The organism is Pseudomonas sp. GW821-FHT11G12 (assembly GCF_058808055.1).
Genome location: NZ_JBXARH010000002.1, coordinates 37584 through 62292 on the forward strand (window position 1 = coordinate 37584; position 24709 = coordinate 62292).

Consider the following 24709-nt stretch of genomic DNA (forward strand, 5'->3'; position numbering starts at 1 on the left):
GGCGGGATAACAAGAACGATAAGGGGAACCCGCAATGATGCGACATCCACACGTCTGGATGGGCCTCCTGTTGTGGTCGATTTTCAGCCCGGTGCACGCTGCCTGGACTGTGAATATGGCGCCTGGAGCGACTGAAATCAGTCACGCAGTATTCGACCTGCACATGACCATTTTCTGGATCTGTGTGGTGATCGGGATCATCGTCTTCGGCGCCATGTTCTGGTCGATGATGGTGCACCGCCGTTCTACCGGGCAGGTCGCCGCAAAATTCCACGAAAGCACCACCGTCGAGATTCTCTGGACCGTCGTCCCGCTGCTGATCCTGGTGGCGATGGCGGTTCCGGCGACCGCCACCCTGATCCGCATGTACGACACCAGTGAGCCGGATATCGATATCCAGATCACCGGCTATCAGTGGAAGTGGCACTACAAATACCTGGGCCAGGACGTCGAGTTCTTCAGCAACCTGGCCACCCCCGCCGAACAGATTCACAACAAGGAAGCCAAGGGCGAGCATTACCTGCTCGAGGTCGACAAGCCGCTGGTGCTGCCGACCGGGGCCAAGGTGCGTTTCCTCGTCACCTCTGCCGACGTGATCCACTCCTGGTGGGTGCCGGCCTTCGCGGTCAAGCGCGATGCGATCCCCGGGTTCGTCAATGAAGCCTGGACGCGCATAGACAAGCCCGGCCTCTACCGTGGCCAGTGCGCCGAGCTGTGCGGCAAGGATCACGGCTTCATGCCGATCGTGGTCGAGGTCAAAGAGAAAGCGGACTACGAAAAATGGCTCGCCGATCGCAAGGCCGAGGCTGCGCAGCTCAAAGAGCTGACGAGCAAGGAATGGACCCTCGACGAGCTCAAGGAGCGCGGCGACAAGATCTACCACACCACCTGCGTAGCCTGTCACCAGGCCGAAGGCCAGGGCCTGCCGCCGATGTTCCCGGCGCTCAAGGGCTCGCCGATTGCCACCGGGCCGAAAGCCGATCACCTGCACCGCGTGTACTTCGGCAAACCGGGCACCGCCATGGCGGCGTTCGGCAAGCAACTCTCGGAAGTCGATATCGCAGCGGTCGTGACCTACGAACGTAACGCCTGGGGCAACAACAAGGGCGACATGGTCACGCCAAAAGAAGTGCTGGAGCTGAAACAGGCGGAAAGCAAATGAGCCGGTCTATTGCGTACTTCGTGAACCGGCCGGGGCAAGGCGCCCCGGCCTGCCAAGTCCACTCACTTGAAGGAGACCGGCCATGAGCGCTGTCATCGATGACCACGGTCATGCCGACCACGCCCACGGCCCCGCCAAAGGCCTGATGCGCTGGGTGCTGACCACCAACCACAAGGACATCGGCACGTTGTACCTGTGGTTCGCGTTCTGCATGTTCCTGCTCGGCGGCTCGTTCGCCATGGTGATCCGTGCCGAGCTGTTCCAGCCCGGTCTGCAGATCGTCGAACCGGCGTTCTTCAACCAGATGACCACCATGCACGGGCTGGTGATGGTGTTCGGTGCGGTGATGCCGGCGTTCGTCGGCCTCGCCAACTGGATGATCCCGTTGATGATCGGCGCACCGGACATGGCGCTGCCACGGATGAACAACTTCAGCTTCTGGCTGCTGCCGGCGGCGTTCCTGCTGCTGGTCTCGACCCTGTTCACCGCCGGCGGCGGGCCGAACTTCGGCTGGACCTTCTACGCGCCGCTGTCCACGACTTATGCGCCGGAAAGCGTGACCTACTTCATCTTCGCCATCCACTTGATGGGGATCAGTTCGATCATGGGCGCGATCAACGTGATCGCCACCATCCTCAACCTGCGCGCCCCCGGCATGACGCTGATGAAAATGCCGCTGTTCGTCTGGACCTGGCTGATCACCGCGTTCCTGCTGATCGCGGTGATGCCGGTACTGGCCGGGTGCGTGACGATGATGCTGATGGACATCCACTTCGGCACCAGTTTCTTCAGTGCCGCCGGTGGCGGTGACCCGGTGCTGTTCCAGCACGTGTTCTGGTTCTTCGGCCACCCCGAGGTGTACATCATGATCCTGCCGGCCTTCGGCGCCGTCAGCCAGATCATCCCGACCTTCTCGCGCAAGCCGCTGTTCGGCTACACCTCGATGGTCTACGCCACGGCGAGCATCGCGTTCCTGTCGTTCATCGTCTGGGCGCACCACATGTTCGTGGTGGGCATTCCGCTGGTGGGCGAGCTGTTCTTCATGTACGCGACGATGCTCATCGCGGTGCCGACCGGGGTGAAGGTGTTCAACTGGGCCAGCACCATGTGGCAAGGCTCGCTGACCTTCGAGACGCCGATGCTGTTTGCCGTGGCGTTCGTGATCCTGTTCTCCATCGGCGGTTTCTCCGGGCTGATGCTGGCCATCGCCCCGGCGGATTTCCAGTACCAGGACACCTACTTCGTGGTGGCGCACTTCCACTACGTGCTGGTGCCGGGGGCGATCTTCGGGATCTTCGCCTCGGCTTATTACTGGCTGCCGAAATGGACCGGCCACATGTACGACGAGACCCTGGGCAAGCTGCACTTTTGGCTGTCCTTCGTCGGCATGAACCTGACCTTCTTCCCGATGCACTTCGTGGGACTGGCGGGGATGCCACGGCGGATTCCGGACTACAACCTGCAGTTCGCCGACTTCAACATGGTCTCGTCGATCGGCGCGTTCATGTTCGGCGCCACGCAGATTTTCTTCCTGTTCATCGTGATCAAGACCATCCGCGGCGGCGAGCCGGCACCGGCCAAACCGTGGGATGGCGCCGAAGGCCTGGAGTGGAGCGTGCCGTCGCCGGCGCCGTATCACACCTTCACCACGCCGCCGGAAGTGAAATGAAACCCCTAGCCCTTGAGGGCCGCCGCCATGGCTGACTCGATATCGCTAAAGAAACTGGTGACCCGACTGCTCGGCGTGGTGGTGGCGATGTTTGTCTTCGGTTTTGCCCTGGTGCCGATCTACGACGTGATGTGCAAGGCGTTCGGCATCAACGGCAAGACCGCCGGGCAGTACGAAGGCGAGCAGGTTGTGGACAAGTCCCGGCAGGTGCGGGTGCAGTTCCTGTCGACCAACAATGTCGACATGCCTTGGGATTTCTATCCCAAGCATGACGAACTGACGGCCAACCCCGGCGCGGTCAACGAGATGATCTTCATCGCGCGCAATCCCACCGACAAACCGATGAGCGCCCAGGCCGTACCGAGCATCGCCCCGAGCGAAGCGGCGGCGTATTTCCACAAGACCGAATGTTTTTGCTTTACCCAGCAGGTGCTGCAGCCCGGTCAGCAGATCGAGATGCCGGTGCGTTTCATCGTTGACCGCGACATGCCCAAGGACGTGAAGCACCTGACGCTGTCCTACACGCTGTTCGATATCACCGCCCGACATCCTCCGGTGGCTGCAAACACTGGCGGTTAAGCGTGCCCGATAAGGAGAACAATAAATGGCAACTCATGAGCACTATTACGTCCCGGCCCAGAGCAAATGGCCGATCGTCGCGACCATCGGCATGGTCACCACGGTGTACGGCCTGGCGACCTGGTTCAACGATCTGAAGGCAGCGCGCCCTGAATCCCACGGCCCGCTGATCTTTTTCGTCGGTGGCCTGTTGCTGGCGTACATGCTGTTCGGCTGGTTCGGCACAGTGATCAAGGAAAGCCGCGCGGGGTTGTACAGCCCGCAGCTGGACCGCTCGTTCCGCTGGGGCATGAGCTGGTTCATCTTCTCCGAGGTGATGTTCTTCATCGCCTTCTTCGGCGCGCTGTTCTATGTGCGGCACATTTCCGGTCCGGCGTTGGGCGGCGAAGGTACCAAAGGCATCGCCCACATGCTCTGGCCGAACTTCCAGTTCACCTGGCCGCTATTGCACACGCCGGATCCGAAACTGTTCCCGCCGCCCAAGGAAGTCATCAGCCCGTGGGGCCTGCCGCTGATCAACACCATCCTGCTGGTGAGCTCCAGCGTGACCATCACCATCGCTCACCACGCCCTGAAGAAAGGTCATCGCGGTGCGCTGAAGCTGTGGCTGTTGATCACCGTGCTGCTGGGTTGCGGCTTCCTCGCCTTGCAGGCCGAGGAGTACATGCACGCCTATCACGAGCTGGGCCTGACCCTCGGTTCCGGCATCTACGGCGCGACGTTCTTCATGCTCACCGGGTTCCACGGCGCCCACGTGACCATCGGCACGATCATTCTGTTCGTGATGCTGATGCGGATCATGCGCGGCCACTTCGACAACGAGCACCAGTTCGGCTTCGAAGCCGCGAGCTGGTACTGGCACTTCGTCGATGTGGTGTGGATCGGCTTGTTCATCTTCGTTTACGTGCTCTGAAGGACAGAGCTACCAAGGCGCGTGCGACACCAGTTGGCCGCTGTAGAAACCCCAGGCAATCAAGCCGACGGTGCAAGCGGCCAATGCCACCCGAACACTCAAGGCGATGACCAGGCGATTCGAGCTGCTGTCGTCCTTGACCAGGAAAAACAGGCCGCTGAACAGGCTGATCACCGTGGCAATCAGCATCAGGACGATAGCTGCTTTGAGCATGGGAAGACTCCGGGGGTACAGGCGATGCAATCAAGTATAGCGGTCGCATTCACTGCTTTTCTGGCGCGGCCATGAAGCGCTTTCGGCCGGGCGTCGTGCCGACGCTGGTGGTCGCCTTGCTGCTGCCGCTGCTGATTTCGCTGGGTTTCTGGCAGTTGGGCCGGGGCGCGGAGAAAACCGCCCTGCTCGCCAGCTACGCCGAACGCCGCGCCGCCGAACCGATGGCCAGCACCGAGCTCGTGCACAGCACCGATCCGGCCTTTCGCCGGGTGCATCTGCACGGCCAGTTCGATGCCGCCCACAGCCTGCTGCTGGACAACCGTCAACGTGACGGCAAGGTCGGCGTCGAGCTGCTGCAACCGTTTCAGGATCAGCGCACCGGCCTGTGGCTGCTGGTCAATCGTGGCTGGCTGCCGTGGCCGGACCGGCGCGTTACCCCGCAATTCAAGACACCGGCCGATGCCGTGAATGTCGACGCCTGGGTGTATGTCGCCCCCGGCGCGACCTTCCAGTTGCACGCCGACCCGGTCAGCAGCACCTGGCCGCAAACCGTCACCGCCGTCGAACCCGCCAAATGGTGGAAAACCCTCGAGCGCGACGGCTTCGCCTATGAATTACGCGCAGAACCCGGCCCCGCCAGCTATCAGGTCGACTGGCCGGTGGTTGCCATGGGCCCGGAAAAACACCTCGGTTACGCCGTGCAGTGGTTCGCCATGGCCACCGCCCTGTTCGGTCTTTACCTCTATCTCGGCTGGCACAACGCAAAGGAGAAACACCATGGGAGCGGCCATGAATCCACCCAGCATGTCTGAAGCAAAAGCCCCGGCCAGTCGCCGTCGCGGCCGCATTCAACTGCTGCTGATCCTGCTCGGCGTGATCGGCCCGATGATCCTCGCCACCGGCATGTACAAGCTGCAGTTCTGGGTGCCGGACGGTCGCAGCTATCACGGTGAACTGATCGGCAACGGCCAGAGCCGTGCCGACCTCGGCGTAGCGGCTGACGAAGAACGCTGGCAGATGCTGGTAACCGCGCCGAAGGACTGCGCGGTGGACTGCCAGCAACTGGTGTACCTGGCGCGGCAGATTCAGATCGGCCTCGGCCGCGATGCCGGTCGCGCCAGCCATGCACTCGCTTCCGCGCAACCGCTGACGGCCGACTACGAAGCCAAGCTGAGCCGCGAATATCCGCAACTGCAACGCTATCCGCTGGACACCGCCGCGTTCGGCAAAGCCACCGGTGACAAAACCACGCCACAGCTGTGGATCGTCGATCCCCACGGCAATCTCGTGCTGCGCTACGACCCGAGCGTCAAGGGCAAGGATCTGCTCAACGACCTGCGCCACCTGCTGAAACTGTCGAACATCGGATAAGGGCATCGTCATGGCCAAACCTGGATTTCGCCTCGCGCTGTTTGCCACCCTGCTCGCACTGATCGTGGTGCTGCTCGGCGCCTACACCCGCCTGACTCACGCCGGACTCGGCTGCCCGGACTGGCCCGGCTGCTACGGGTTTATCAGCGTGCCGAAAAGCGAAGCCCAACTGGCCCATGCCGAACTGCATTACCCCGACTCGCCCGTGGAGGCGCACAAAGGCTGGAACGAGATGATCCACCGTTACTTCGCCGGCACCCTCGGCATGCTGATCTCGATTCTGGCCGGGCGGGCGTGGGTTAACCGCCGTCATCCGGGCCAACCGCTGAAGCTGCCGCTGTTTCTGCTGGCGGTGGTGTTCGCCCAGGCCGCGTTCGGCATGTGGACGGTGACGCTCAAGCTCTGGCCGCAAGTGGTGACCGGGCATTTGCTTGGAGGCTTCGCGACCTTGAGCCTGCTATTTCTGCTGACATTGAGACTGTCCGGCGTGCTGCCGGCGCTGACCGTGCCCAAGCGTCTTCAATATTGGGCCACCGCCGGGCTGCTATTGGTAATAGGTCAGATCGCCCTCGGCGGCTGGGTCAGTTCCAACTATGCGGCAGTGGCCTGCATCGACTTCCCGACCTGCCACGGCCAATGGCTGCCGCCGGCGGACTTCGCCAACGGCTTTCACCTGACCCAACACATCGGCCCCAATTACCTCGGCGGGCAACTCGACAGCGATGCGCGCACGGCGATTCACCTGACCCACCGCATCGGCGCCCTGCTGGTGACGATTGTCCTGCTCGGTCTGGCCTGGCAACTGAAAGTCGTGGGCATGACGCGGCTGGCCGGGCTGGTGCTGATCGCCCTCGGCGCGCAGATCACCCTCGGCATCAGCAACGTGCTGTTTCACCTGCCGCTGCCGGTGGCCGTGGCGCACAACGCCGGCGGCGCTGCCCTGCTGCTGACCATGGTGCTGGTCAACTATCACGCGCGAACCAGTCTGGTTCGGGTCAAGCAACCGATGCTTGCGCGCTGGCACCTGAGCCCGCGTAAACAGTCGGCGGCGCCCATCACGATAAAAGGAGAGACGCCATGGCGATTCTGATCGGCGAACGTCCCGCGCAGGCGTTGTGGCGAGACTATCTGGAGCTGACCAAACCGAAAGTTGTGGTGCTGATGCTGATCACCTCGCTGGTCGGCATGTTCCTCGCGACCCGCGCTGGCGTGCCGTGGACGGTGCTGGTGTTCGGCAACCTGGGGATCGCGCTGTGTGCCGGTGGTGCGGCGGCGGTCAATCATGTGGTGGACCGGCGCATCGACGCCGTCATGGCGCGCACCCATAAACGGCCGCTGGCCGAGGGCCGGGTTTCGCCCACGGCGGCACTGACCTTTGCACTGGTGCTGGCGCTGCTCGGCCAGGCCTTGCTGCTGACCTTCACCAATCCGCTGACCGCGTGGCTGACCCTGGCCTCGCTGCTCGGCTACGCGGTGATCTACACCGGATTCCTCAAGCGCGCGACGCCGCAGAACATCGTCATCGGCGGCCTCGCCGGCGCCGCACCGCCGCTGCTTGGCTGGACCGCCGCCACCGGCCACGTCAGCGCCGAACCGTTGCTGCTGGTGTTGATCATCTTCGCCTGGACCCCGCCGCACTTCTGGGCGCTGGCGATCCACCGCAAGGAGGAATACGCGAAAGCCGACATCCCGATGCTGCCGGTCACCCACGGCGAGCACTACACCAAGGTGCACATTCTGCTGTACACCTTCGCCCTGCTGGCGGTCAGCCTGTTGCCGTACGTGATCCACATGAGCGGCGCGCTGTACCTGATCTGCGCCCTCGGCCTGGGCGCAAGGTTTCTGCAATGGGCCGTGGTGCTGTACCGTGGCACTCGGCCGCACGCGGCGATCAACACCTTCAAGTACTCTATCTGGTACTTGTTTCTGCTGTTCATCGCCCTGCTCGTAGACCACTACTTACTGTTGAACCTATGACTCGAACCCAGAAAACCGTCTTCATCCTCGTGGCCGTGATCGCGCTGATCCTCGGCCTGACCGTCAACAAAGTGCTGAGCGGCAAGGGCCAGGGCGACCCGACGGCGCTGATCGACGCCGGCATCATCCTGCTGCCGCAAAGCCGCAACCTGCCGGACGTGACGATGACCAATCAGGACGGCCAACCGGTCACGGTCAACGAGCTCAAGGGCAAGTGGAGCCTGCTGTTCTTCGGTTACACCTTCTGCCCGGACATCTGCCCGACCACCCTCGCCCAACTGCGCCAGATCAAGAGCGAATTGCCGAAGGATGCTGTGGACAAGTTGCAGATCGTGCTGGTCAGCGTCGACCCGAACCGCGACAACCCTGCGCAGTTGAAGCAGTACCTGGGCTACTTCGATCCGCAGTTCATCGGCCTGACACCGAAGTCGATCGAGGAGCTGCAGAAGGTAGCCAACGCGGTGAGCATTCCGTTCATTCCGGCGGACACCAGCAAGCCGAACTACACCGTTGATCACAGCGGAAACCTTGCGGTGATCGGGCCGGACGGGACGCAGCGTGGGTTTATTCGTGCGCCGTTGAACAACGCCAAACTGGTCGCGCAGTTGCCGGTGATGTTGAACCGCAAGTAAACGCTGAATGCACAAAAAAGGGGACGCCACTGGCGTCCCCTTTTTCGTTTTTGATCGTTCCCACGCTCTGCGTGGGAATGCAGCAAGGGACGCTCTGCGTCCCAGTGGACGCGGAGCGTCCGGGGATGCATGCCCACGCAGAGCATGGGCACGATCAGATTAGAACGCCGGCAACACCGCGCCTTTGTACTTCTCGGTAATGAATTTCTTCACTTCCGGGCTGTGCAGGGCAGCGGCCAGTTTCTTCATGGCGTCGCTGTCCTTGTTGTCCGCACGGGACACCAGAATGTTCACGTAAGGCGAGTCGCTGCCTTCGATGATCAGCGCGTCCTTGGACGGATCCAGCTTGGCTTCCAGCGCGTAGTTGGTGTTGATCAGCGCCAGGTCGACCTGGGTCAGCACGCGCGGGATGGTCGCGGCTTCCAGTTCACGGATTTTCAGGTCTTTCGGGTTCTGGGCGATGTCCTTGACGGTCGACAGGATGTTGGTCGGATCCTTCAGGGTGATCACGCCAGCCTTGGCCAGCAGCAACAGCGCACGGCCGCCGTTGGTGGCGTCGTTCGGGATCACCACGTTGGCGCCGCTTGGCAGCTCGTCGAGCTTCTTGATCTTGCTGGAGTAAGCGCCCAGCGGCTCCAGGTGCACGCCGGTCACGGCGACCAGGCTGGTGCCCTTGGCCTTGTTGAACTCATCGAGGTACGGCTGGTGCTGGAAGAAGTTGGCGTCCAGACGCTTCTCGGCCACCTGCACGTTCGGCTGGATGTAATCGGTGAAGACCTTGACCTTCAGATCCACGCCTTCTTTGGCCAGAACCGGCTTCACGAATTCGAGGATTTCCGCGTGCGGCACCGGGGTGGCGGCAACGGTCAGGGTTTCGTCGGCGTGAGCCGAGAACGCTGCAACGGCAGCCAGGGCAACGATCAGTTTTTTCATTCAGCTAACTCCTTTTTACGGCGCCCGTCTGGCGCCTGCCAGCGAATGGCCGGCTCATGTCATTACAAAACCGGTTATTTGCGCGAAAAGTGAACGACCAGTCGGTCGCCTGCCATTTGCAGCACTTGCACCAGAATCAGCAGCAACACCACGGTGACGATCATCACGTCGGTCTGGAAACGCTGGTAGCCGAAACGAATCGCCAGGTCACCCAGGCCACCGGCGCCGACCACACCGGCCATTGCGGTGTAGGAAACCAGTGTAATCGCCGTCACCGTAATCGCCGCGAAGATGCCCGGACGGGCCTCCGGCAACAAGGCGTTCATGATGATCTGCCGAGTGGTCGCGCCCATCGACTGGGTCGCTTCGATAATGCCGCGATCGACTTCACGCAGGGCGGTTTCCACCAACCGCGCGAAGAACGGCGTTGCACCCACCACCAACGGCGGAATCGCACCGGCCACACCCAGCGAGGTGCCGGTGATCAGTACGGTGAACGGGATCATCACGATCAACAGAATAATGAACGGCAACGAACGCAGAATGTTCACCACCAGCGACAGCAGCGCATATACGCCCTTGGCTTCAAGCAACTGACGCGGGCTGCAGAGGAACAGCAACACGCCCAGCGGCAGGCCGAGCAACACGGTGAACAGCAGCGAACCGCCGAGCATCATCATGGTGTCGCCAGTGGCCAGCCAGATTTCGTACCAGTCGATATTGGTGAAGAAACTCATCAGGTCTGCCATTAGCGCAACACCTCCATGTGAACGTCAGCGGCGGTGAAGCGGGCGAACGCCGCGTCCATGTCGCCACCGGTGACGGCGAGGGTCAATTGCCCGTAAGGAATGTCTTTGATGCGGTCGATACGACCGGCCAGGATGCTGTAGTCCACACCGGTTTCCCGGGCGACGGTTCCGAGCAACGGCGCGTAGGTCGCTTCGCCCTGGAAGGTCAGACGTACGATGCGGCCCGGCACGTGAGCGAAGTCATCGCGCTGCTCGCTTTCGTCGATCTGCTCGTCTTCCTGGACGAAACGCTTGGTGGTCGGGTGCTTCGGATGCAGGAACACGTCGGCCACCGAGCCTTGCTCGACGATCACGCCGGCGTCCATCACCGCCACCTGATCGCACACACGGCGGATCACGTCCATCTCGTGGGTGATCAGCACGATGGTCAGCTTCAGCTCACGGTTGATCTCGGCCAGCAGTTGCAGCACCGACGCGGTGGTCTGCGGGTCGAGGGCGCTGGTGGCTTCGTCGCACAGCAGGATTTTCGGCTTGGTCGCCAGGGCACGGGCAATACCGACGCGCTGCTTCTGGCCACCGGACAACTGCGCCGGGAATTTTTTCGCGTGATCGGACAAACCGACGCGCTTGAGCAACTCGGCCACACGCTGGTCGATCTCGGCGCGGGACAGTTCACCGGCGAGGGTCAGCGGCAGCGCGACGTTGTCGGCCACGGTCTTGGACGCCAGCAGGTTGAAGTGCTGGAAGATCATCCCGACTTGCTGACGGAAACGGCGCAGGCCGTTGGCGTCCAGCGCGGTGACTTCTTCGCCGTCGACAATGATCTTGCCGCCACTGGATTCTTCCAGGCGATTGATCAGACGCAGCAGGGTACTTTTTCCCGCACCGGAATGGCCAATCAGGCCGAACACCTGACCGTTCTCGATGGAGAGACTGGTCGGATGCAGCGCGGTGATGTCCTTACCGGCGACGCGGTAAGTCTTATGGACGTTTTGAAACTCGATCACGTAGCGAACCTTGTGGGGCGCGTTGGAAAAGGATCAGCGGTTAGCCGGGCGCGCATTTTAGCCTGTCCGTATAGAGGTTATTAGCATTTATTCCGCATTCAACCTTTCATTTGGCAATAACGCGATCAAAGGTCATAAAAAAGGAACGGCAAAAACCCTCGTCAGTCACTAGTTAAGCGACTTGAAACTCCGGGTACCGTGCCCGGGAACCACTCAAGAGCCCCGGCGCGACCGGGGTCAAACGAGGAGTTTACGTCTGATGAGTACCAAAAAGCCTGCCAACGACAAAAGCCAACTGGCCGGGACCAACACCCCGGATCGCGCCAACACCAACGCCAAACTCGACAGCCTGGAAAAGTTTCGCTCCGACGCCACCGGCCAGGCCCTGCGCACCAATCAGGGTGTGAAGATCGCTGACAATCAGAACACGCTGAAGGCCGGGCCCCGTGGGCCGTCGCTTCTCGAAGACTTCATCATGCGTGAGAAAATCACGCACTTTGACCATGAGCGGATTCCCGAGCGTATCGTCCATGCCCGCGGCACGGGTGCACATGGTTTCTTTCAAACCTACGAGAACCATTCCGCGCTGACCAAGGCTGGTTTCCTACGGGACCCGGGGAAGAAAACCCCGGTTTTCGTACGCTTTTCCACGGTGCAAGGGCCACGCGGCTCCGGCGATACCGTACGCGACGTCCGTGGTTTTGCCGTGAAGTTCTTCACTGACGAAGGCAACTTCGATCTGGTCGGCAACAACATGCCGGTGTTCTTCATTCAGGACGCGATCAAGTTTCCCGACTTCGTCCACGCGGTAAAACCCGAGCCGCACAACGAAATGCCCACCGGCGGCTCGGCTCACGACACGTTCTGGGACTTCGTGTCGCTGGTGCCGGAATCGGCGCACATGGTCATCTGGGCCATGTCCGACCGGGCCATCCCGAAAAGCCTGCGCAGCATGCAGGGTTTCGGCGTGCACACCTTCCGGCTGATCAACGTCGAGGGCAAGTCGCGCTTCGTCAAATTCCACTGGCGCCCCACCGCCGGCACCTGTTCGCTGGTGTGGGACGAAGCGCAGAAGCTGGCGGGTAAAGACACTGACTACCATCGGCGCGACCTCTGGGAGGCCATCGAGACCGGGGACTACCCGGAATGGGAACTTGGCGTACAAGTCATCGAGGAGGAAAACGAGCACGACTTCGATTTCGACATCCTCGACCCTACCAAACTGATTCCCGAGGAAATCGTCCCGATCACGCCGCTGGGCAAGATGACCCTCAACCGCAACCCCGACAACTTCTTCGCCGAAACCGAACAGGTCGCGTTCTGCCCCGGCCATATCGTGCCGGGCATCGACTTCTCCAATGACCCGTTGCTGCAAGGTCGGCTGTTTTCCTACACCGACACACAGATCAGCCGACTCGGCGGGCCGAACTTTCATGAGCTGCCGATCAATCGCCCGGTCGCGCCCTTCCACAACGGCCAGCGCGATGCCCAGCACCGCACGGTAATCGACAAGGGTCGCGCGTCCTACGAGCCGAACTCGATTGATGGCGGCTGGCCGAAAGAAACTCCACCGGCCGCGCAGGACGGCGGGTTCGAAAGCTACCCGGAACGCATCGACGCCAACAAGATCCGTCAGCGCAGCGAGTCGTTCAGCGATCACTTCTCCCAGGCGCGGCTGTTCTTCAAGAGCATGAGCAAGCACGAACAGGAACACATCATTTCGGCCTACAGCTTCGAACTGGGCAAGGTTGAGCGGGAGCACATTCGGGCCCGGGAAGTGAACGAGATTCTGGCCAACATCGACCTGGAACTGGCCAAGCGCGTGGCGCACAACCTTGGGTTGCCAGCGCCGGCCAAAGGCACGGTCGAGGCACGCAAGACATCTTTGGATCACTCGCCGGCCCTGAGTCAGGCCAACCTGTTGCCGGAGAACATCAAGACGCGAAAAGTGGCGATTCTGGCGGCCAATGGTGTCGATGGTGCAGCGATCGATGCGATGAAGAAAGCTCTGGCAGCGGAAGGCGCGCACGCCAAATTGCTCGGCCCGACCTCGGCGCCGGTAAAGACAGCCGATGGCAAAAGCCTGGCGGTTGATGCGTCGATGGAAGGTTTGCCTTCGGTGGCGTTCGACGCGGTGTTCGTGCCGGGTGGCGCGGCGTCGGTCAAGGTGTTGAGTGGTGACGGCGTGGCGTTGCATTACCTGCTGGAGGCTTACAAACACCTGAAGGCAATTGCGCTGCAAGGCGACGCCAGGCAGTTACTGGATGTGTTGAAGCTGGAGGTGGATGCCGGGCTGATCGAGGGCAAGGATGTGAAAGCGCTGACCAAGTCGTTCTTTGCGGCGATCGGGCAGCATCGGGTCTGGGATCGGGAAGCGAAGGCCAAGGCGATTCCGGCCTGAAAAAAACCGCAGCCTGCGAAATGCAGGCTGCGGTCATTCAAGGTTTGCGTGGGCTCAAGACCATCTGTGCCGGAACTGTGCGCAAGATCTGTTTCTCGATCTGCAGATCGAAATCCGGATCGAGCTTCTTCACGCGCTTGGTGATCAACGTCGCCAGCCATGGGTAATCATTGGTGCGCGGCGCCTGAATGCTCACCGCACAGTCGTAATTCACCACATCGGCGGCGATCGCGTCGAGTTGACGGCGAAGTTTGCGGCTATCGGTGATATTCAGCGCAACCGTGGTGCTTTCGGCGGTCGGATCGATCACCTTGGCTTTCGGCTTGGCTTCGGCGGCCTGAAGTGCCGCTTCGGCTTTCTCCAGCTCAGCCTTGCGGGCTTCGGTGATGGCGCCGTTGACGCCACCGGTCAGCGCCGGGGCCTTGGGCATCAGCGCGCGGGCGCGGGCCAAAGCAGTTGCGGCAGCATTCACATCGCCCTTCTGCAGGACGATCTGGCTGCGGCGCAGATAGGCTTCGGCCAACTGGCGCTGGTATTGCTCAAGGGACTGATCGTTGGGCGTTTCGGCCTGCAAGGCTGCCAATTGGTCTTCGGCTGTGGCCAGTTCGCTGCTGGCCAGGCTTTGCTCCAGCTGTGCGATGGCCGTGGCCCGCGCATCGGGGGCTTCGGCCACCGGCGGCGTGCTTTGGCAGGCGCCCAGCAGCACTGAAAATGCGACAAGGAGCAGATAACGGGAGGCGAACGGCTTCATTCCTGCGACTCTCTATTTGCGCAAAAAACGAGCAAGTCTACACCCCTCGACGGGGCAGAACAAAACTCAGCAGAAACAGTGCGGCCGCCGTCACAACGATTGACGGGCCGGCCGGGGTGTCCTTGAACCAGGACAACGCCAGCCCGCCACACACGGCGAGCATGCCCAGCAGGCTCGCGCCCAGTGCCATCTGCTCCGGCGAGCGGGCGTGACGTTGTGCCGCAGCTGCCGGGATGATCAACAACGACGTAATCAGCAACACACCGACGATTTTCATCGCCACGGCGATCACCACTGCGATCAGCAACATCAGCGCCATGCGCAAACCAGCCACCGGCAGGCCTTCGACCCGGGCCAGCTCTTCGTGCACGGTGATCGCCAGCAGCGGCCGCCACAGCGTCACCAGCAGCACCAGCACCGCCGCGCTGCCACCGAGGATCCATGCAAGGTCAGTCGGACTGATCGCCAACAGATCGCCAAACAGATAGGCCATCAGGTCGATCCGCACTTCATGCATGAAGCTTAGTACCACCAGCCCGAGAGAGAGCGTGCTCGGCGCAAGAATGCCCAACAACGTGTCGGACGCCAGTGGCTGACGTTGTTGCAGGGTTACCAGCAGCACCGCCAGCAGCAGGCAGCCCACGGTGACCGCAACGGTCGGGCTGACATCCAGCAGAAAGCCCAGCGCCACGCCGAGCAGCGCGGCGTGGGACAGGGTGTCGCCGAAATAGGCCATGCGCCGCCAGACCACGAATGAGCCGAGCGGCCCCGCGACCACCGCCAGCGCCAGACCTGCAAGCAGGGCGTAAAACAGAAAATCAGCCATGCTTGCAGCTATCTCCGTGAACGTGAGGTTGGCCCGTCACAGGCCCTTTGACCACCGAACCGTGCAGGTCGTGGGCGTGGTCGTGATGGTGGTGATAGACCGCCAGGCTCGGCGCGTGATTGCCGAACAACTCGACGAAAGCCGGGTCGCCACTGACCTGCTCGGGATGCCCGGAGCAGCAGACGTGACGGTTGAGGCACACCACCTGGTCGGTGGTGCTCATCACCAGATGCAGGTCGTGGGAGACCATCAACACGCCGCAGCCATGACGGTCGCGCAGGCGGGTGATCAGGCTGTACAGCTCGGCTTGCCCGGCCACATCGACACCTTGCACCGGCTCGTCGAGCACCAGCAGTTCCGGCTCGCGCAACAGCGCCCGGGCCAGCAGCACGCGCTGCATTTCGCCGCCGGAAACGCTTTGCACCGGGCTGTCGATGACGTGCTCGGCGCCGACTTCCTTGAGTGCCGCCAGCGCACGCGGACGATCAACACCCGGCACCAGCCGCAGGAAGCGCAGCACTGACAGCGGCAAGGTCGGATCGACGTGCAGTTTTTGCGGCATGTAGCCGATGCGCAGTTTCGGCTTGCGCCAGACGCTGCCGCTGTCGGGCTTCAACAGCCCGAGCACGGCGCGCACCAGCGTGGTCTTGCCGGCGCCGTTGGGGCCGATCAGGGTGACGATCTGCCCCGGTTCGACGCTCAGGTGAATGTTGTCCAGCACGTTCTGCCCGGCAAACCGGACAGCCACCTGCTCCAGACGGATCAACGCATCACTCATCAAGCCCCCCGGCAACCGGAGCAGAGGCCGACCACTTCGACAGTCTGGGCCTCGACGATGAAGCCGACGTCCTTGGCGCTGTGGACGATCGCATCGCTGATGGTTTTTTGCTCAAGCTCGATGGCGGCGTGGCACTCGCGGCAGATCAGGAACTGCCCCTGGTGCGAATGTTTCGGGTGAACGCAGCCGACAAAGGCGTTCAGCGAGGAGATGCGGTGAACCAGGCCATTTTCCAGCAGGAAATCCAGTGCGCGGTACACGGTCGGCGGCGCGGCGCGGCGGCCATCCTGCTCGCTGAGCACAGCGAGGATGTCGTAGGCACCCAGCGGCTTGTGGCTCTGCCAGACCAGTTCCAGCACCCGCCGACGCAATGCGGTCAGGCGCAGGCCTTTCTGTGCACACAAGGCATCGGCCTCGGACAGGGCGCTGTGGACGCAATGGGAGTGGTCGTGGGGACGGCTGGCAATCGGGGTAATAGGCATGAGCGGCGACGAGTTTGGTTAGAGACGTTATTATGTTACCCGTTCTCGCCTCCTTGAGTGGTCATCGTGTCCCGACTTTTTTCTGTTTTTGTGGCATTTGTCGCCAGTTTTCTGCTGATCGGTTCGGCCCAGGCCGAAGTCAGAGTCCTCACCAGCATCAAGCCGCTGCAATTGATTGCCGCCGCCGTGCAGGACGGCGTGGCGATTCCCGAAGTGCTGCTGCCACCGGGGGCTTCGCCGCATAACTATGCGTTGCGCCCGTCCGACGTGCGCAAGGTGCAATCGGTGGACCTGCTGTACTGGATCGGCCCGGACATGGAAGGTTTCCTGCCACGCGTGCTGAATGGTCGTACGCTGCCGAGCGTCGCGGTGCAGGACCTGTCGGGCATGAAGCTGCGTCGCTTCGCCGAAGACAGCCACTCCCACGCCGAAGACGCCGACGAGCATGATCATGATCACCGCCCAGGTACTCTCGATGCGCATTTGTGGCTATCGCCGGTGAACGCGCGGGTTATTGCCGACAAGATGGCCGCCGACCTGAGCGCTGCCGACCCGGCCAATGCCGAGCGCTATCAAAGCAACGCCAAGGCGTTCGACGCGCGTCTCGATGCGCTGGATCAGCGTTTGAAGAAGCGCCTGGCCAGCGTTGAAGGCAAACCCTACTTCGTCTTCCACGAAGCCTTCGACTACTTCGAAGAGGCCTACGGCTTGAAACACACCGGCGTGTTCAGCGTTGCGGCGGAAGTGCAGCCAGGCGCCCAGCATGTCGCGGCGATGCGTGCGCGCTTGCAGGAAGTCGGCAAGACTTGCGTGTTCAGTGAGCCGCCGTTGCGCCCACGCTTGGCCGAAACCCTGGTGGCGGGCCTGCCGGTGAAGCTGGCGGAGCTGGATGCGTTGGGCGGCTACACGCCGGCAACTGCTCAGGGTTATGAGCAAGTGCTGGAGAAGCTGGGGAATGATCTGGCAGGGTGCCTGGAGTCGCTCTAATACAAAAAAACCGCAGCCTGCACAGGCTGCGGTTTTTTTCTTTTACAGGGCAAACGGCAGCTGTGTGCTGACCTGCTGACGCTGCGCCAGACGCTGCTCGAACTCCTTCGGATCGTGAATCAGCACGTCTTGCCCGGCGAACGATTCCGCCGCAATCAACCGCGACAGCCAGAACCGCACGCACGCCACTCGCAGCATGGTCGGCCACAACTCGGCCTCGGCCGCAGTGAACGGGCGCAGTGCCGCGTAGGCACCGAGGAAGGCCCGCGCACGCGGGCCGTCGATCAGGCCATCATCGTCCGAACACCAGTCGTTCAAGGCAATCGCCACGTCGTAGAGCATCGGCCCGGAGCAGGCGTTGTAGAAGTCGATCAGCCCGGTCAGGTGCGTGCCTTCGAACATCGCGTTGTCGCGGAACAGGTCGGCGTGGATGTTCGCCCGCGGCAGCGCGAGAATTTTGTCTTTCTGTTGCGTGATTTCGTCCAGCGCGGTTTGCAGCAGAGCGCGCGGCGCGTCGCTCAGATGCGAAAGAAACTGCGTGCCCTCTTCCAGCATCCAGTCCAGACCACGATCGGTCTTGCGTTTGATCATGTTGTTGCCCTGGGTTGCCAGGTGCAGGTGCGCCTGCAAGTCACCGACCTGCGCGCAATGCTGGGCGTTGGCCTGCTTGATGTGCTTGCCGGCCAGGCGCGGCTGCAACAGCGCCGGCTTGCCTTTCAGCTCACGCAGGGCCACGCCGTCAGTGGTGCGCAGCGCGTAGGGCACCGGCAGGTCGGCTTCGTGGAGGACGTCGAGCAGGTCGATGAAGAACGGCATTTCCTGCACCGGGCCGCGCTCGACCAGGGTCAGGACGAACTCGCCCTTTTCCATGCTGATGAAGAAGTTGGTGTTTTCGCTGCCGGCGGCGATCCCCTGGAAATCGAGCAGACGGCCGAGCCCGTAAGGGGCGAGAAAGGTTTCCAGCTCGGGCCGAGCCAGGGGGGTGAACACAGACATGGTTAAAAACTGCTCAGTTCTGGCGCCGCCATCGCGTCGGCGCCGGTTGAAATTAAGAAACTACTTCCACTCGAAAATCTTCCACGCGGGGATCAGCATATCCGGCTGGTCCGAGCGGATGAAGTTTGCATCAGTACCGTCCGCGCGCACCAGAAAATAGGGCGGGAAACCCTTCTGGGTCACCTTGATCGCGTACAGGAAACCGTTCTGCCGGTACTCCTGGATGGTCTTGTCACCTTCGGTACGGATGGTGACCTCCGGTTCCGCTGACGGCGCATCATCCGCCGCGATCGCGGCCAGTGGCGTGGTTGCAATCAAACTGACCAGCAGCAAGCGATTTAACGTACGCATGATAACCTTGTCCCTTTGTCGTCAACGGTCCCGCTATTCTAGCGCCGGACCCGCCGAAAAGGTTGATCCTGCTCATGAGCCAAGCCCCCCTCGTCCTGGTGGACGGTTCGTCTTACCTGTACCGCGCCTTTCACGCGCTGCCACCGCTGACCACCTCCAAAGGCCTGCCGACCGGCGCGGTCAAGGGCGTGCTGAACATGCTCAAGAGCCTGCGCAAGCAGTATCCGCACAGCCCGTTCGCCGTGGTGTTCGACGCCAAGGGCGGGACATTTCGCGATGAGATGTACGCCGAATACAAGGCCAACCGCCCGAGCATGCCCGACGACATGCGCGTGCAGATCGAGCCGCTGCACCAGAGCGTGAAAGCCCTCGGCTTCCCGCTGCTGTGCGTCGAAGGCGTCGAGGCCGATGACGTGATCGGCACCCTGGCCCGCAGCAGCGCGGCCGCCAATCGTCCGGTGATCATCTCCACCGGCGACAAGGACATGGCGCAACTGGTCGACGGCCACATTACCTTGGTCAACACCATGTCCGGTAGTTCGATGGACGTGGAGGGCGTGAAGGAGAAATTCGGCGTCGCTCCGGAGCAGATCATCGATTATCTGGCCCTGATGGGCGACTCTTCCGACAACATCCCCGGCGTTCCCGGCATCGGGCCGAAAACCGCGTCCGGCCTGCTGGTCGGCGTCAACGGCGGCCTGACCGAACTCTACGCACAGCTCGATATCGTGCCGACCCTGCCGATCCGCGGCGCCAAGACCCTGCCGGCCAAGCTCGAAGAGCACAAGGAGATGGCCTTCCTCTCCTATCAACTGGCGACCATCAAGGTCGACGTGCCGCTGGACATCGGCCTCGACGACCTGCAAATGGGCCCGGAAGACCCGGCCCAACTGCTTGAGCTCTACACCCTGCTGGAGTTCAAGAGCTGGATCAACGATCTGGAACGCGACGCCAAGCGTCTGGAACTGAGCAGCACCGCTGCCCCTGAGCCGGCCGCCGATCTGTTCAGCGCACCTGCGGAAGAAGCGCCGGTCGCTCCGGCTGAAGCCGCGTACGAAACCATCCTCGATCAGGCCCGTTTCGACGTCTGGCTGGAAAAACTGAAGAACGCCAAGCTGTTTGCCTTCGACACCGAAACCACCGGCGTCGACGCCCAACAGGCGCAACTGGTCGGTCTGTCCTTCGCGGTGCAGGCCAACGAAGCGGCCTACATCCCGCTGACCCACTCCTACATCGGCGTGCCGGAGCAGCTGGATCGTGACACCGTGTTGCGCGCGCTCAAGCCGATTCTGGAAGACCCAAGCAAGCTCAAGGTCGGCCAGCACGCCAAGTTCGACATGAACATCCTGGCCAACTGCGCCATCGGTGGCGATCAGAGCCAGGGCATCACCGTGCGCGGCATTGCCTTCGACACGATGCTTGAGTCCTACGTGCTCAACTCCACCGCCACCCGTCACGACATGGACAGCCTGGCGCAGAAGTACCTGGATCACACCACCGTGAGCTTCCAAGACATCGCCGGCAAAGGCGCCAAGCAACTGACCTTCGACCAGATCGCTCTGGAACAGGCCGGGCCGTATGCCGCCGAAGATGCCGACGTCACCCTGCGCCTGCACCAGACGCTGTTCGAAAAACTCAGCGCCATCCCGAGCCTGGCCAGCGTGCTGACCGACATCGAGATCCCGCTGGTGCCGGTGCTGGCGCGCATCGAGCGTCAAGGCGCGTTCGTTGACGCGGCACTGCTCGGCGTTCAGAGCATCGAGCTGGGCGACAAGATGGTCGCGCTGGAGCGTGAAGCGTTCGAAATCGCCGGTGAAGAGTTCAACCTGGGCTCGCCGAAGCAACTCGGCGTGATCCTCTACGAAAAACTCGGCCTGCCGGTGCTGAAGAAAACCGCCAAGGGCCAGCCGTCCACCGCCGAAGAAGTGCTGGCGAAACTGGCCGAAGACGATCACCGCTTGCCAAAAGTGCTGATGGAACACCGTTCCATGAGCAAGCTGAAAAGCACCTACACCGATCGCCTGCCGGAGCAGATCAACCCGCGCACCGGGCGTATCCACACCTCGTATCATCAGGCTGTCGCGTCGACCGGCCGCTTGTCGTCGAGCGATCCGAACCTGCAGAACATTCCGGTGCGTACCGCTGAAGGCCGACGCATTCGTCAGGCGTTCGTCGCGCCGAAAGGCTACAAACTGCTGGCGGCGGACTACTCGCAGATCGAATTGCGGATCATGGCGCACCTGTCCCGCGACGAAGGCCTGATGAACGCCTTCCGCAACAACCTGGACGTGCACACCGCCACGGCAGCCGAAGTGTTCAAGGTCGAGCTGAACGAAGTAACGTCCGACCAGCGCCGTGGCGCCAAGGCGATCAACTTCGGTCTGATCTACGGCATGGGCGCGCAGAAGCTGGGCAAGGACATCGGCGTCGACACCAAGACCGCCAAGGCCTACATCGACACCTACTTCGCGCGCTACCCGGGCGTTCGTGAATACATGGATCGCACCCGGGCGCAGGCAGCAGATCAGGGCTACGTGGAAACGATCTTCGGCCGTCGTCTGTACCTGCCGGACATCAACTCCAACAAGCCACAGGAACGCGCTGCCGCTGAACGCACGGCGATCAACGCGCCGATGCAGGGCACCGCAGCGGACATCATCAAGAAAGCCATGGTCGCGGTGGATAACTGGCTGAGCGCTTCGGGGCTGGACGCCAAAGTCATCCTGCAGGTGCACGACGAACTGGTACTGGAGGTTCGCGAGGACCTGGTCGACCAGGTTCGCGACGAAATTCGCGTCCACATGAGTGAAGCGGCGAAACTGGACGTGCCGCTACTGGTGGAAGTCGGGGTTGGCAACAATTGGGACGAGGCGCACTGAGGCCTCTGGGACGGGGTTTTGCCGCGACATGACGTCGCGGCAAAGGCATCGGAGGGGGCTTAGTTCTGATCGTTCTTGAGCTTATTCCAAAGTTTTTTGAAAAGAATCTGAACTAATCTTGCGACAGGCCACTCAGAGTTACTGAATGGCTGGTGAAGCCCTTCGATGCTCCTATGTTGTGTTAAGTGTTGGCAGATATCTGAACCCCGCCCTAGCGGTTCGGAACTTGAACCCCGGAACTTCTCCCTCCCCATATGAAGTCCGGGGCTTTTTTTTGCCTCAAAACTGCCTGTGGCGCCGCCAGACTGCGTTAAAAGCATCGCTAAAAATGCTCATTTAGGTCCCCTAAACTCCGCTTTTTAGCGATGCTTTTGCCTTGCCTGACAACACCACAGACAGTTTTGAAATCCCCTTACTCTGCCGCCGCTTCTGCGCCTTTGTCTGCCAGTTCCATCCAGCCCGCCAGCACAGTGTAGGCCTCTTCCAGGCCCATGCGTTTTGGTGCGGAGAACAGCTGGATTGTCACCAGATCACCCCAACCCTTACGAATTTCCGACTGCACCTTGAGCAGCGTGTTCTTCGCTGCGCCGTAGGTCAGCTTGTCCGCTTTGGTCAGCAGAATGTGCATCGGCATGCCAGCCGCAACGGCCCAGTCGAGCATCAGCAGGTCGAAGTCGGTCATTGGATGACGGATGTCCATCATCAGAATCAAACCCTTCAAACTCTCGCGGCCACCGAGGTAAGCCTCGAGGTGACGCTGCCAGTGTTGCTTGAGCGGGATCGGTACTTTTGCATAACCGTAGCCCGGCAGGTCGACCAGACGCCGTTCATCGTCTAGCTTGAAGAAGTTCAATAGCTGTGTGCGACCCGGGGTTTTCGAGGTGCGCGCCAGGCTGGCGTGAGTCAGTGTGTTCAGCGCGCTGGATTTACCGGCGTTGGAACGACCGGCGAACGCCACTTCGAAGCCTTCGTCGTCGGGGCACTGATCGACTTTGGCGGCACTGAGCATGAACGTGGACTGTTGGCACAGGCCGAGGATGGGATTCTTGAGTTGCATGGGATTTCCGATGTGGGCGGCGCCGGGATTGGGCGCGGAACGCGGTGTCGCTTCCGTTTCAGTGACGCCAGTATATAATGCCGCAGATTTTGTGTGTGCTTTGTCCCAGCGAAGGATGAAGTTCACGAGAGCGACAGACCTTGATTGCGCATTAGAACGCAGAACGCTCTCAACCCTGAAAAGGTCGTTTTATGACGAAATGGCTGCTGGCTGCCGGAGTCTTGATGCCGCTTTACAGCGCACAGGCTACACAGGATCCGGAAGCAGTGTACAACCGTGTTTGTGGTGCCTGTCATTCCGGCCAACTACCCATGGCGCCCAGAAGAGGCGATCAGGAAGCTTGGACGCCGAGGTTGGCGAAAGGTATGGAGACGCTGGTGCAACACGTGACCCAGGGTTTCAAGGCGATGCCGCCGCGTGGTTTGTGCATGGACTGCAGTGCCGAGGATTACCAGGCCATCATCCTCTGGATGAGCGGAAGTAAACCCGGTCCATAACTCTTAACCCTTAGCCGTAGTTGGATTAGCTGATGAACAAATTGATCGTGAGTCTGCTGTTGACCGTGGGAATCTCAGGCTTCGCCCATGCTGCAGGTGATGCCGCCGCAGGCCAGGCGAAAGCCGCCGTTTGCGGGGCCTGCCATGGCCCGGATGGCAACAGCATGGCGCCAAACTTTCCAAAACTGGCCGGACAGGGTGAACGCTACCTGACCAAGCAGTTGCACGACATCAAGTCGGGCAAGCGCACCGTTCTGGAAATGACCGGGCTGCTGACCAACCTGAGCGATCAGGACCTGTCCGACATCGCCGCCTACTTCGCCAGCCAGAAAGGCAGCGTCGGCGCCGCCGATCCGAAGATCGTCGCTCGCGGTGAAGCCCTGTTCCGTGGCGGCAACCTGGAAAAAGGCCTGCCAGCCTGCACCGGATGCCACTCGCCAAACGGCGCCGGCAACGCAGCCGCCGGTTTCCCGCACCTGGGTGGCCAACACGCTCAATACATCGCCAAACAGCTGACCGATTTCCGCAAGGAAGAAGCCGGCCGCAGCAACGACGGCGATGCCATGACCATGCGCACCATCGCTCGCAAGCTGAGCGACGAGGACATCGCGGCGGTCTCCAGCTACATTCAAGGCCTGCACTAAGGTCACTGCGATGGTGATTCGAGCGTTGCGCGCGAAGGACAACGCCTGCCACGTTAACGCTCGATTAATCCGTGGCATGAAGTATAAAAAGGGTGGCTTTGGCCGCCCTTTTTTGTGGCCGCTGCCGTTACACTACAGAACTCATGCCCGCCAGGATCTGTCTGAAAACAGGTCGCGCGAGGCGACCCAATTTGCCCAGGAGTAAAGCATGCGTAATCTGATCATCAGCGCCGCCCTCGTCGCTGCCAGCCTGTTCGGCGTGACGGCCCAGGCCGCCGAAGCACCTGCCGCCCCGTACGTCGAACTGAGCAATCCGGTGCCGGTTGCCGTGCCTGGCAAGATCGAAGTGGTGGAACTGTTCTGGTACGGCTGCCCGCACTGCTACGCCTTCGAACCCGTGATCAATCCGTGGGTTGAAAAACTGCCTTCAGACGTCAACTTCGTGCGCATTCCTGCCATGTTCGGCGGCCCGTGGGACGCTCACGGTCAAATGTTCCTGACCCTGGAAGCCATGGGCGTCGAGCACAGCGTTCACGCTGCCGTCTTCAACGCGATCCAGAAAGAACACAAGAAGCTGACCGACAAGAACGACATGGCCGACTTCCTCGCCACCCAAGGCGTAGACAAGGACAAGTTCCTGGCCACCTTCGACTCCTTCGCCATCAAGGGCCAGATCATCAAGGCTCGCGAACTGGCCAAGAAGTATGAAATCTCCGGCGTTCCAACCATGATCGTCAACGGTAAATACCGTTTCGACATCGGCTCCGCCGGCGGCGCCGAAGAAGCTCTGAAGCTGGCTGACCAACTGGTCGCCAAAGAGCGAGCGACCAACAAGGCAGCCGCCAACTAAGCGCG

General features: G+C 61.5%; 26 protein-coding genes. 15 read left to right on the forward strand and 11 right to left on the reverse strand.

Going from position 1 to position 24709, the window contains the following annotated elements:
- Positions 1 to 34: 34 nt before the first annotated feature.
- The 4 genes from coxB to AC1RR7_RS07875 all read left to right on the forward strand — a co-directional run bounded on the left by coxB (position 35) and on the right by AC1RR7_RS07875 (position 4323).
- Positions 35 to 1162 carry a cytochrome c oxidase subunit II gene (gene coxB, locus AC1RR7_RS07860; RefSeq protein WP_102621154.1) on the forward strand — a complete coding sequence of 376 codons (1128 nt, stop codon included), beginning with the start codon at positions 35 to 37 and terminating at the stop codon, positions 1160 to 1162.
- 82 nt (positions 1163 to 1244) lie between these two features.
- The gene (gene ctaD / locus AC1RR7_RS07865; protein WP_085713028.1) at positions 1245 to 2831 is read left to right on the forward strand and encodes a cytochrome c oxidase subunit I; all 1587 of its coding nucleotides are present in this window, start codon (positions 1245 to 1247) and stop codon (positions 2829 to 2831) included.
- A gap of 27 nt (positions 2832 to 2858) precedes the next feature.
- A complete protein-coding gene (locus tag AC1RR7_RS07870; RefSeq protein ID WP_085733843.1) occupies positions 2859 to 3410 on the forward strand; it encodes a cytochrome c oxidase assembly protein in 552 nt (183 codons plus the stop codon).
- Positions 3411 to 3435: 25 nt separating this feature from the next.
- Positions 3436 to 4323, forward strand: coding sequence for a cytochrome c oxidase subunit 3 (locus tag AC1RR7_RS07875; RefSeq protein WP_085733844.1), 888 nt, complete (start codon positions 3436 to 3438; stop codon positions 4321 to 4323).
- 9 nt (positions 4324 to 4332) lie between these two features.
- Here AC1RR7_RS07875 and AC1RR7_RS07880 read toward each other — a convergent pair whose 3' ends face one another.
- Entirely contained in the window at positions 4333 to 4536 is a 204-nt protein-coding gene (locus AC1RR7_RS07880; protein WP_065260656.1) for a twin transmembrane helix small protein, read from the reverse strand.
- 71 nt (positions 4537 to 4607) lie between these two features.
- Here AC1RR7_RS07880 and AC1RR7_RS07885 point away from each other — a divergent pair, with 71 nt between their 5' ends.
- From AC1RR7_RS07885 to AC1RR7_RS07905, 5 genes are read left to right on the forward strand one after another with little or no spacing between them, the layout of a single operon-like run.
- On the forward strand, positions 4608 to 5348 hold the full coding sequence (locus tag AC1RR7_RS07885; RefSeq protein WP_273537544.1) for an SURF1 family protein: 741 nt from the start codon (positions 4608 to 4610) through the stop codon (positions 5346 to 5348).
- Positions 5314 to 5907, forward strand: a complete 594-nt coding sequence (locus AC1RR7_RS07890) for a PA_0111/PP_0108 family redox-active disulfide protein (protein ID WP_102621189.1) — start codon at positions 5314 to 5316, stop codon at positions 5905 to 5907. The genes AC1RR7_RS07885 and AC1RR7_RS07890 overlap by 35 nt, the downstream gene beginning before the upstream one ends.
- A gap of 10 nt (positions 5908 to 5917) precedes the next feature.
- Positions 5918 to 6997, forward strand: coding sequence for a COX15/CtaA family protein (locus tag AC1RR7_RS07895; RefSeq protein ID WP_096822435.1), 1080 nt, complete (start codon positions 5918 to 5920; stop codon positions 6995 to 6997).
- Positions 6985 to 7884, forward strand: coding sequence for a heme o synthase (cyoE, locus tag AC1RR7_RS07900; protein WP_085733847.1), 900 nt, complete (start codon positions 6985 to 6987; stop codon positions 7882 to 7884). The genes AC1RR7_RS07895 and cyoE overlap by 13 nt, the downstream gene beginning before the upstream one ends.
- Positions 7881 to 8516: an SCO family protein gene (locus tag AC1RR7_RS07905; RefSeq protein WP_085733848.1), complete on the forward strand. Its 636-nt coding sequence runs from the start codon at positions 7881 to 7883 to the stop codon at positions 8514 to 8516. Before cyoE ends, AC1RR7_RS07905 begins: the two co-directional genes overlap by 4 nt.
- Positions 8517 to 8675: 159 nt before the next feature.
- On the opposite strand, the gene AC1RR7_RS07910 is transcribed toward AC1RR7_RS07905, so the two are convergent.
- The 3 genes from AC1RR7_RS07910 to AC1RR7_RS07920 all read right to left on the reverse strand — a co-directional run bounded on the left by AC1RR7_RS07910 (position 8676) and on the right by AC1RR7_RS07920 (position 11205).
- Positions 8676 to 9449 carry a MetQ/NlpA family ABC transporter substrate-binding protein gene (locus AC1RR7_RS07910; protein WP_102621157.1) on the reverse strand — a complete coding sequence of 258 codons (774 nt, stop codon included), beginning with the start codon at positions 9447 to 9449 and terminating at the stop codon, positions 8676 to 8678.
- A 74-nt stretch (positions 9450 to 9523) separates the two neighbouring features.
- Positions 9524 to 10198, reverse strand: coding sequence for a methionine ABC transporter permease (locus AC1RR7_RS07915; protein WP_096822432.1), 675 nt, complete (start codon positions 10196 to 10198; stop codon positions 9524 to 9526).
- The gene (locus tag AC1RR7_RS07920) at positions 10198 to 11205 is read right to left on the reverse strand and encodes a methionine ABC transporter ATP-binding protein (protein WP_102621158.1); all 1008 of its coding nucleotides are present in this window, start codon (positions 11203 to 11205) and stop codon (positions 10198 to 10200) included. Before AC1RR7_RS07920 ends, AC1RR7_RS07915 begins: the two co-directional genes overlap by 1 nt.
- A 259-nt stretch (positions 11206 to 11464) precedes the next feature.
- On the opposite strand from AC1RR7_RS07920, the gene katE reads away from it, so the two are divergent.
- On the forward strand, positions 11465 to 13606 hold the full coding sequence (gene katE / locus AC1RR7_RS07925; RefSeq protein ID WP_493157045.1) for a catalase HPII: 2142 nt from the start codon (positions 11465 to 11467) through the stop codon (positions 13604 to 13606).
- A gap of 37 nt (positions 13607 to 13643) precedes the next feature.
- Here katE and AC1RR7_RS07930 read toward each other — a convergent pair whose 3' ends face one another.
- The 4 genes from AC1RR7_RS07930 to zur are packed head-to-tail and all read right to left on the reverse strand — an operon-like array spanning position 13644 to position 16443.
- Complete coding sequence (locus AC1RR7_RS07930) at positions 13644 to 14357, reverse strand: PA5502 family lipoprotein (protein WP_102621160.1); 714 nt, start codon at positions 14355 to 14357, stop codon at positions 13644 to 13646.
- A gap of 37 nt (positions 14358 to 14394) precedes the next feature.
- Complete coding sequence (znuB, locus tag AC1RR7_RS07935; protein WP_065260666.1) at positions 14395 to 15183, reverse strand: zinc ABC transporter permease subunit ZnuB; 789 nt, start codon at positions 15181 to 15183, stop codon at positions 14395 to 14397.
- On the reverse strand, positions 15176 to 15961 hold the full coding sequence (gene znuC / locus AC1RR7_RS07940) for a zinc ABC transporter ATP-binding protein ZnuC (RefSeq protein ID WP_096822428.1): 786 nt from the start codon (positions 15959 to 15961) through the stop codon (positions 15176 to 15178). Before znuC ends, znuB begins: the two co-directional genes overlap by 8 nt.
- Entirely contained in the window at positions 15961 to 16443 is a 483-nt protein-coding gene (gene zur, locus AC1RR7_RS07945) for a zinc uptake transcriptional repressor Zur (protein WP_011331783.1), read from the reverse strand. The genes znuC and zur overlap by 1 nt, the downstream gene beginning before the upstream one ends.
- A gap of 66 nt (positions 16444 to 16509) precedes the next feature.
- Between zur and AC1RR7_RS07950 the strand changes: the two genes are divergently transcribed.
- Entirely contained in the window at positions 16510 to 17430 is a 921-nt protein-coding gene (locus AC1RR7_RS07950) for a zinc ABC transporter substrate-binding protein ZnuA (RefSeq protein ID WP_096822427.1), read from the forward strand.
- A 42-nt stretch (positions 17431 to 17472) separates the two neighbouring features.
- On the opposite strand, the gene AC1RR7_RS07955 is transcribed toward AC1RR7_RS07950, so the two are convergent.
- Both AC1RR7_RS07955 and AC1RR7_RS07960 read right to left on the reverse strand, forming a co-directional pair.
- Positions 17473 to 18426, reverse strand: a complete 954-nt coding sequence (locus tag AC1RR7_RS07955) for a homoserine kinase (protein ID WP_493157047.1) — start codon at positions 18424 to 18426, stop codon at positions 17473 to 17475.
- 60 nt (positions 18427 to 18486) lie between these two features.
- The gene (locus tag AC1RR7_RS07960) at positions 18487 to 18777 is read right to left on the reverse strand and encodes a DUF2782 domain-containing protein (protein ID WP_102621163.1); all 291 of its coding nucleotides are present in this window, start codon (positions 18775 to 18777) and stop codon (positions 18487 to 18489) included.
- Between the two features lie 74 nt (positions 18778 to 18851).
- On the opposite strand from AC1RR7_RS07960, the gene polA reads away from it, so the two are divergent.
- Positions 18852 to 21656, forward strand: a complete 2805-nt coding sequence (gene polA, locus AC1RR7_RS07965; protein ID WP_493157049.1) for a DNA polymerase I — start codon at positions 18852 to 18854, stop codon at positions 21654 to 21656.
- A gap of 412 nt (positions 21657 to 22068) precedes the next feature.
- On the opposite strand, the gene yihA is transcribed toward polA, so the two are convergent.
- A complete protein-coding gene (gene yihA / locus AC1RR7_RS07970) occupies positions 22069 to 22713 on the reverse strand; it encodes a ribosome biogenesis GTP-binding protein YihA/YsxC (RefSeq protein WP_096822423.1) in 645 nt (214 codons plus the stop codon).
- Positions 22714 to 22904: 191 nt separating this feature from the next.
- On the opposite strand from yihA, the gene AC1RR7_RS07975 reads away from it, so the two are divergent.
- From AC1RR7_RS07975 to AC1RR7_RS07985, 3 genes are all read left to right on the forward strand, one after another.
- Positions 22905 to 23210: a c-type cytochrome gene (locus tag AC1RR7_RS07975; RefSeq protein WP_085713044.1), complete on the forward strand. Its 306-nt coding sequence runs from the start codon at positions 22905 to 22907 to the stop codon at positions 23208 to 23210.
- A gap of 32 nt (positions 23211 to 23242) precedes the next feature.
- Positions 23243 to 23854: a c-type cytochrome gene (locus AC1RR7_RS07980; protein ID WP_169428253.1), complete on the forward strand. Its 612-nt coding sequence runs from the start codon at positions 23243 to 23245 to the stop codon at positions 23852 to 23854.
- Between the two features lie 208 nt (positions 23855 to 24062).
- On the forward strand, positions 24063 to 24704 hold the full coding sequence (locus AC1RR7_RS07985; protein ID WP_096822420.1) for a thiol:disulfide interchange protein DsbA/DsbL: 642 nt from the start codon (positions 24063 to 24065) through the stop codon (positions 24702 to 24704).
- Positions 24705 to 24709: the final 5 nt, after the last annotated feature.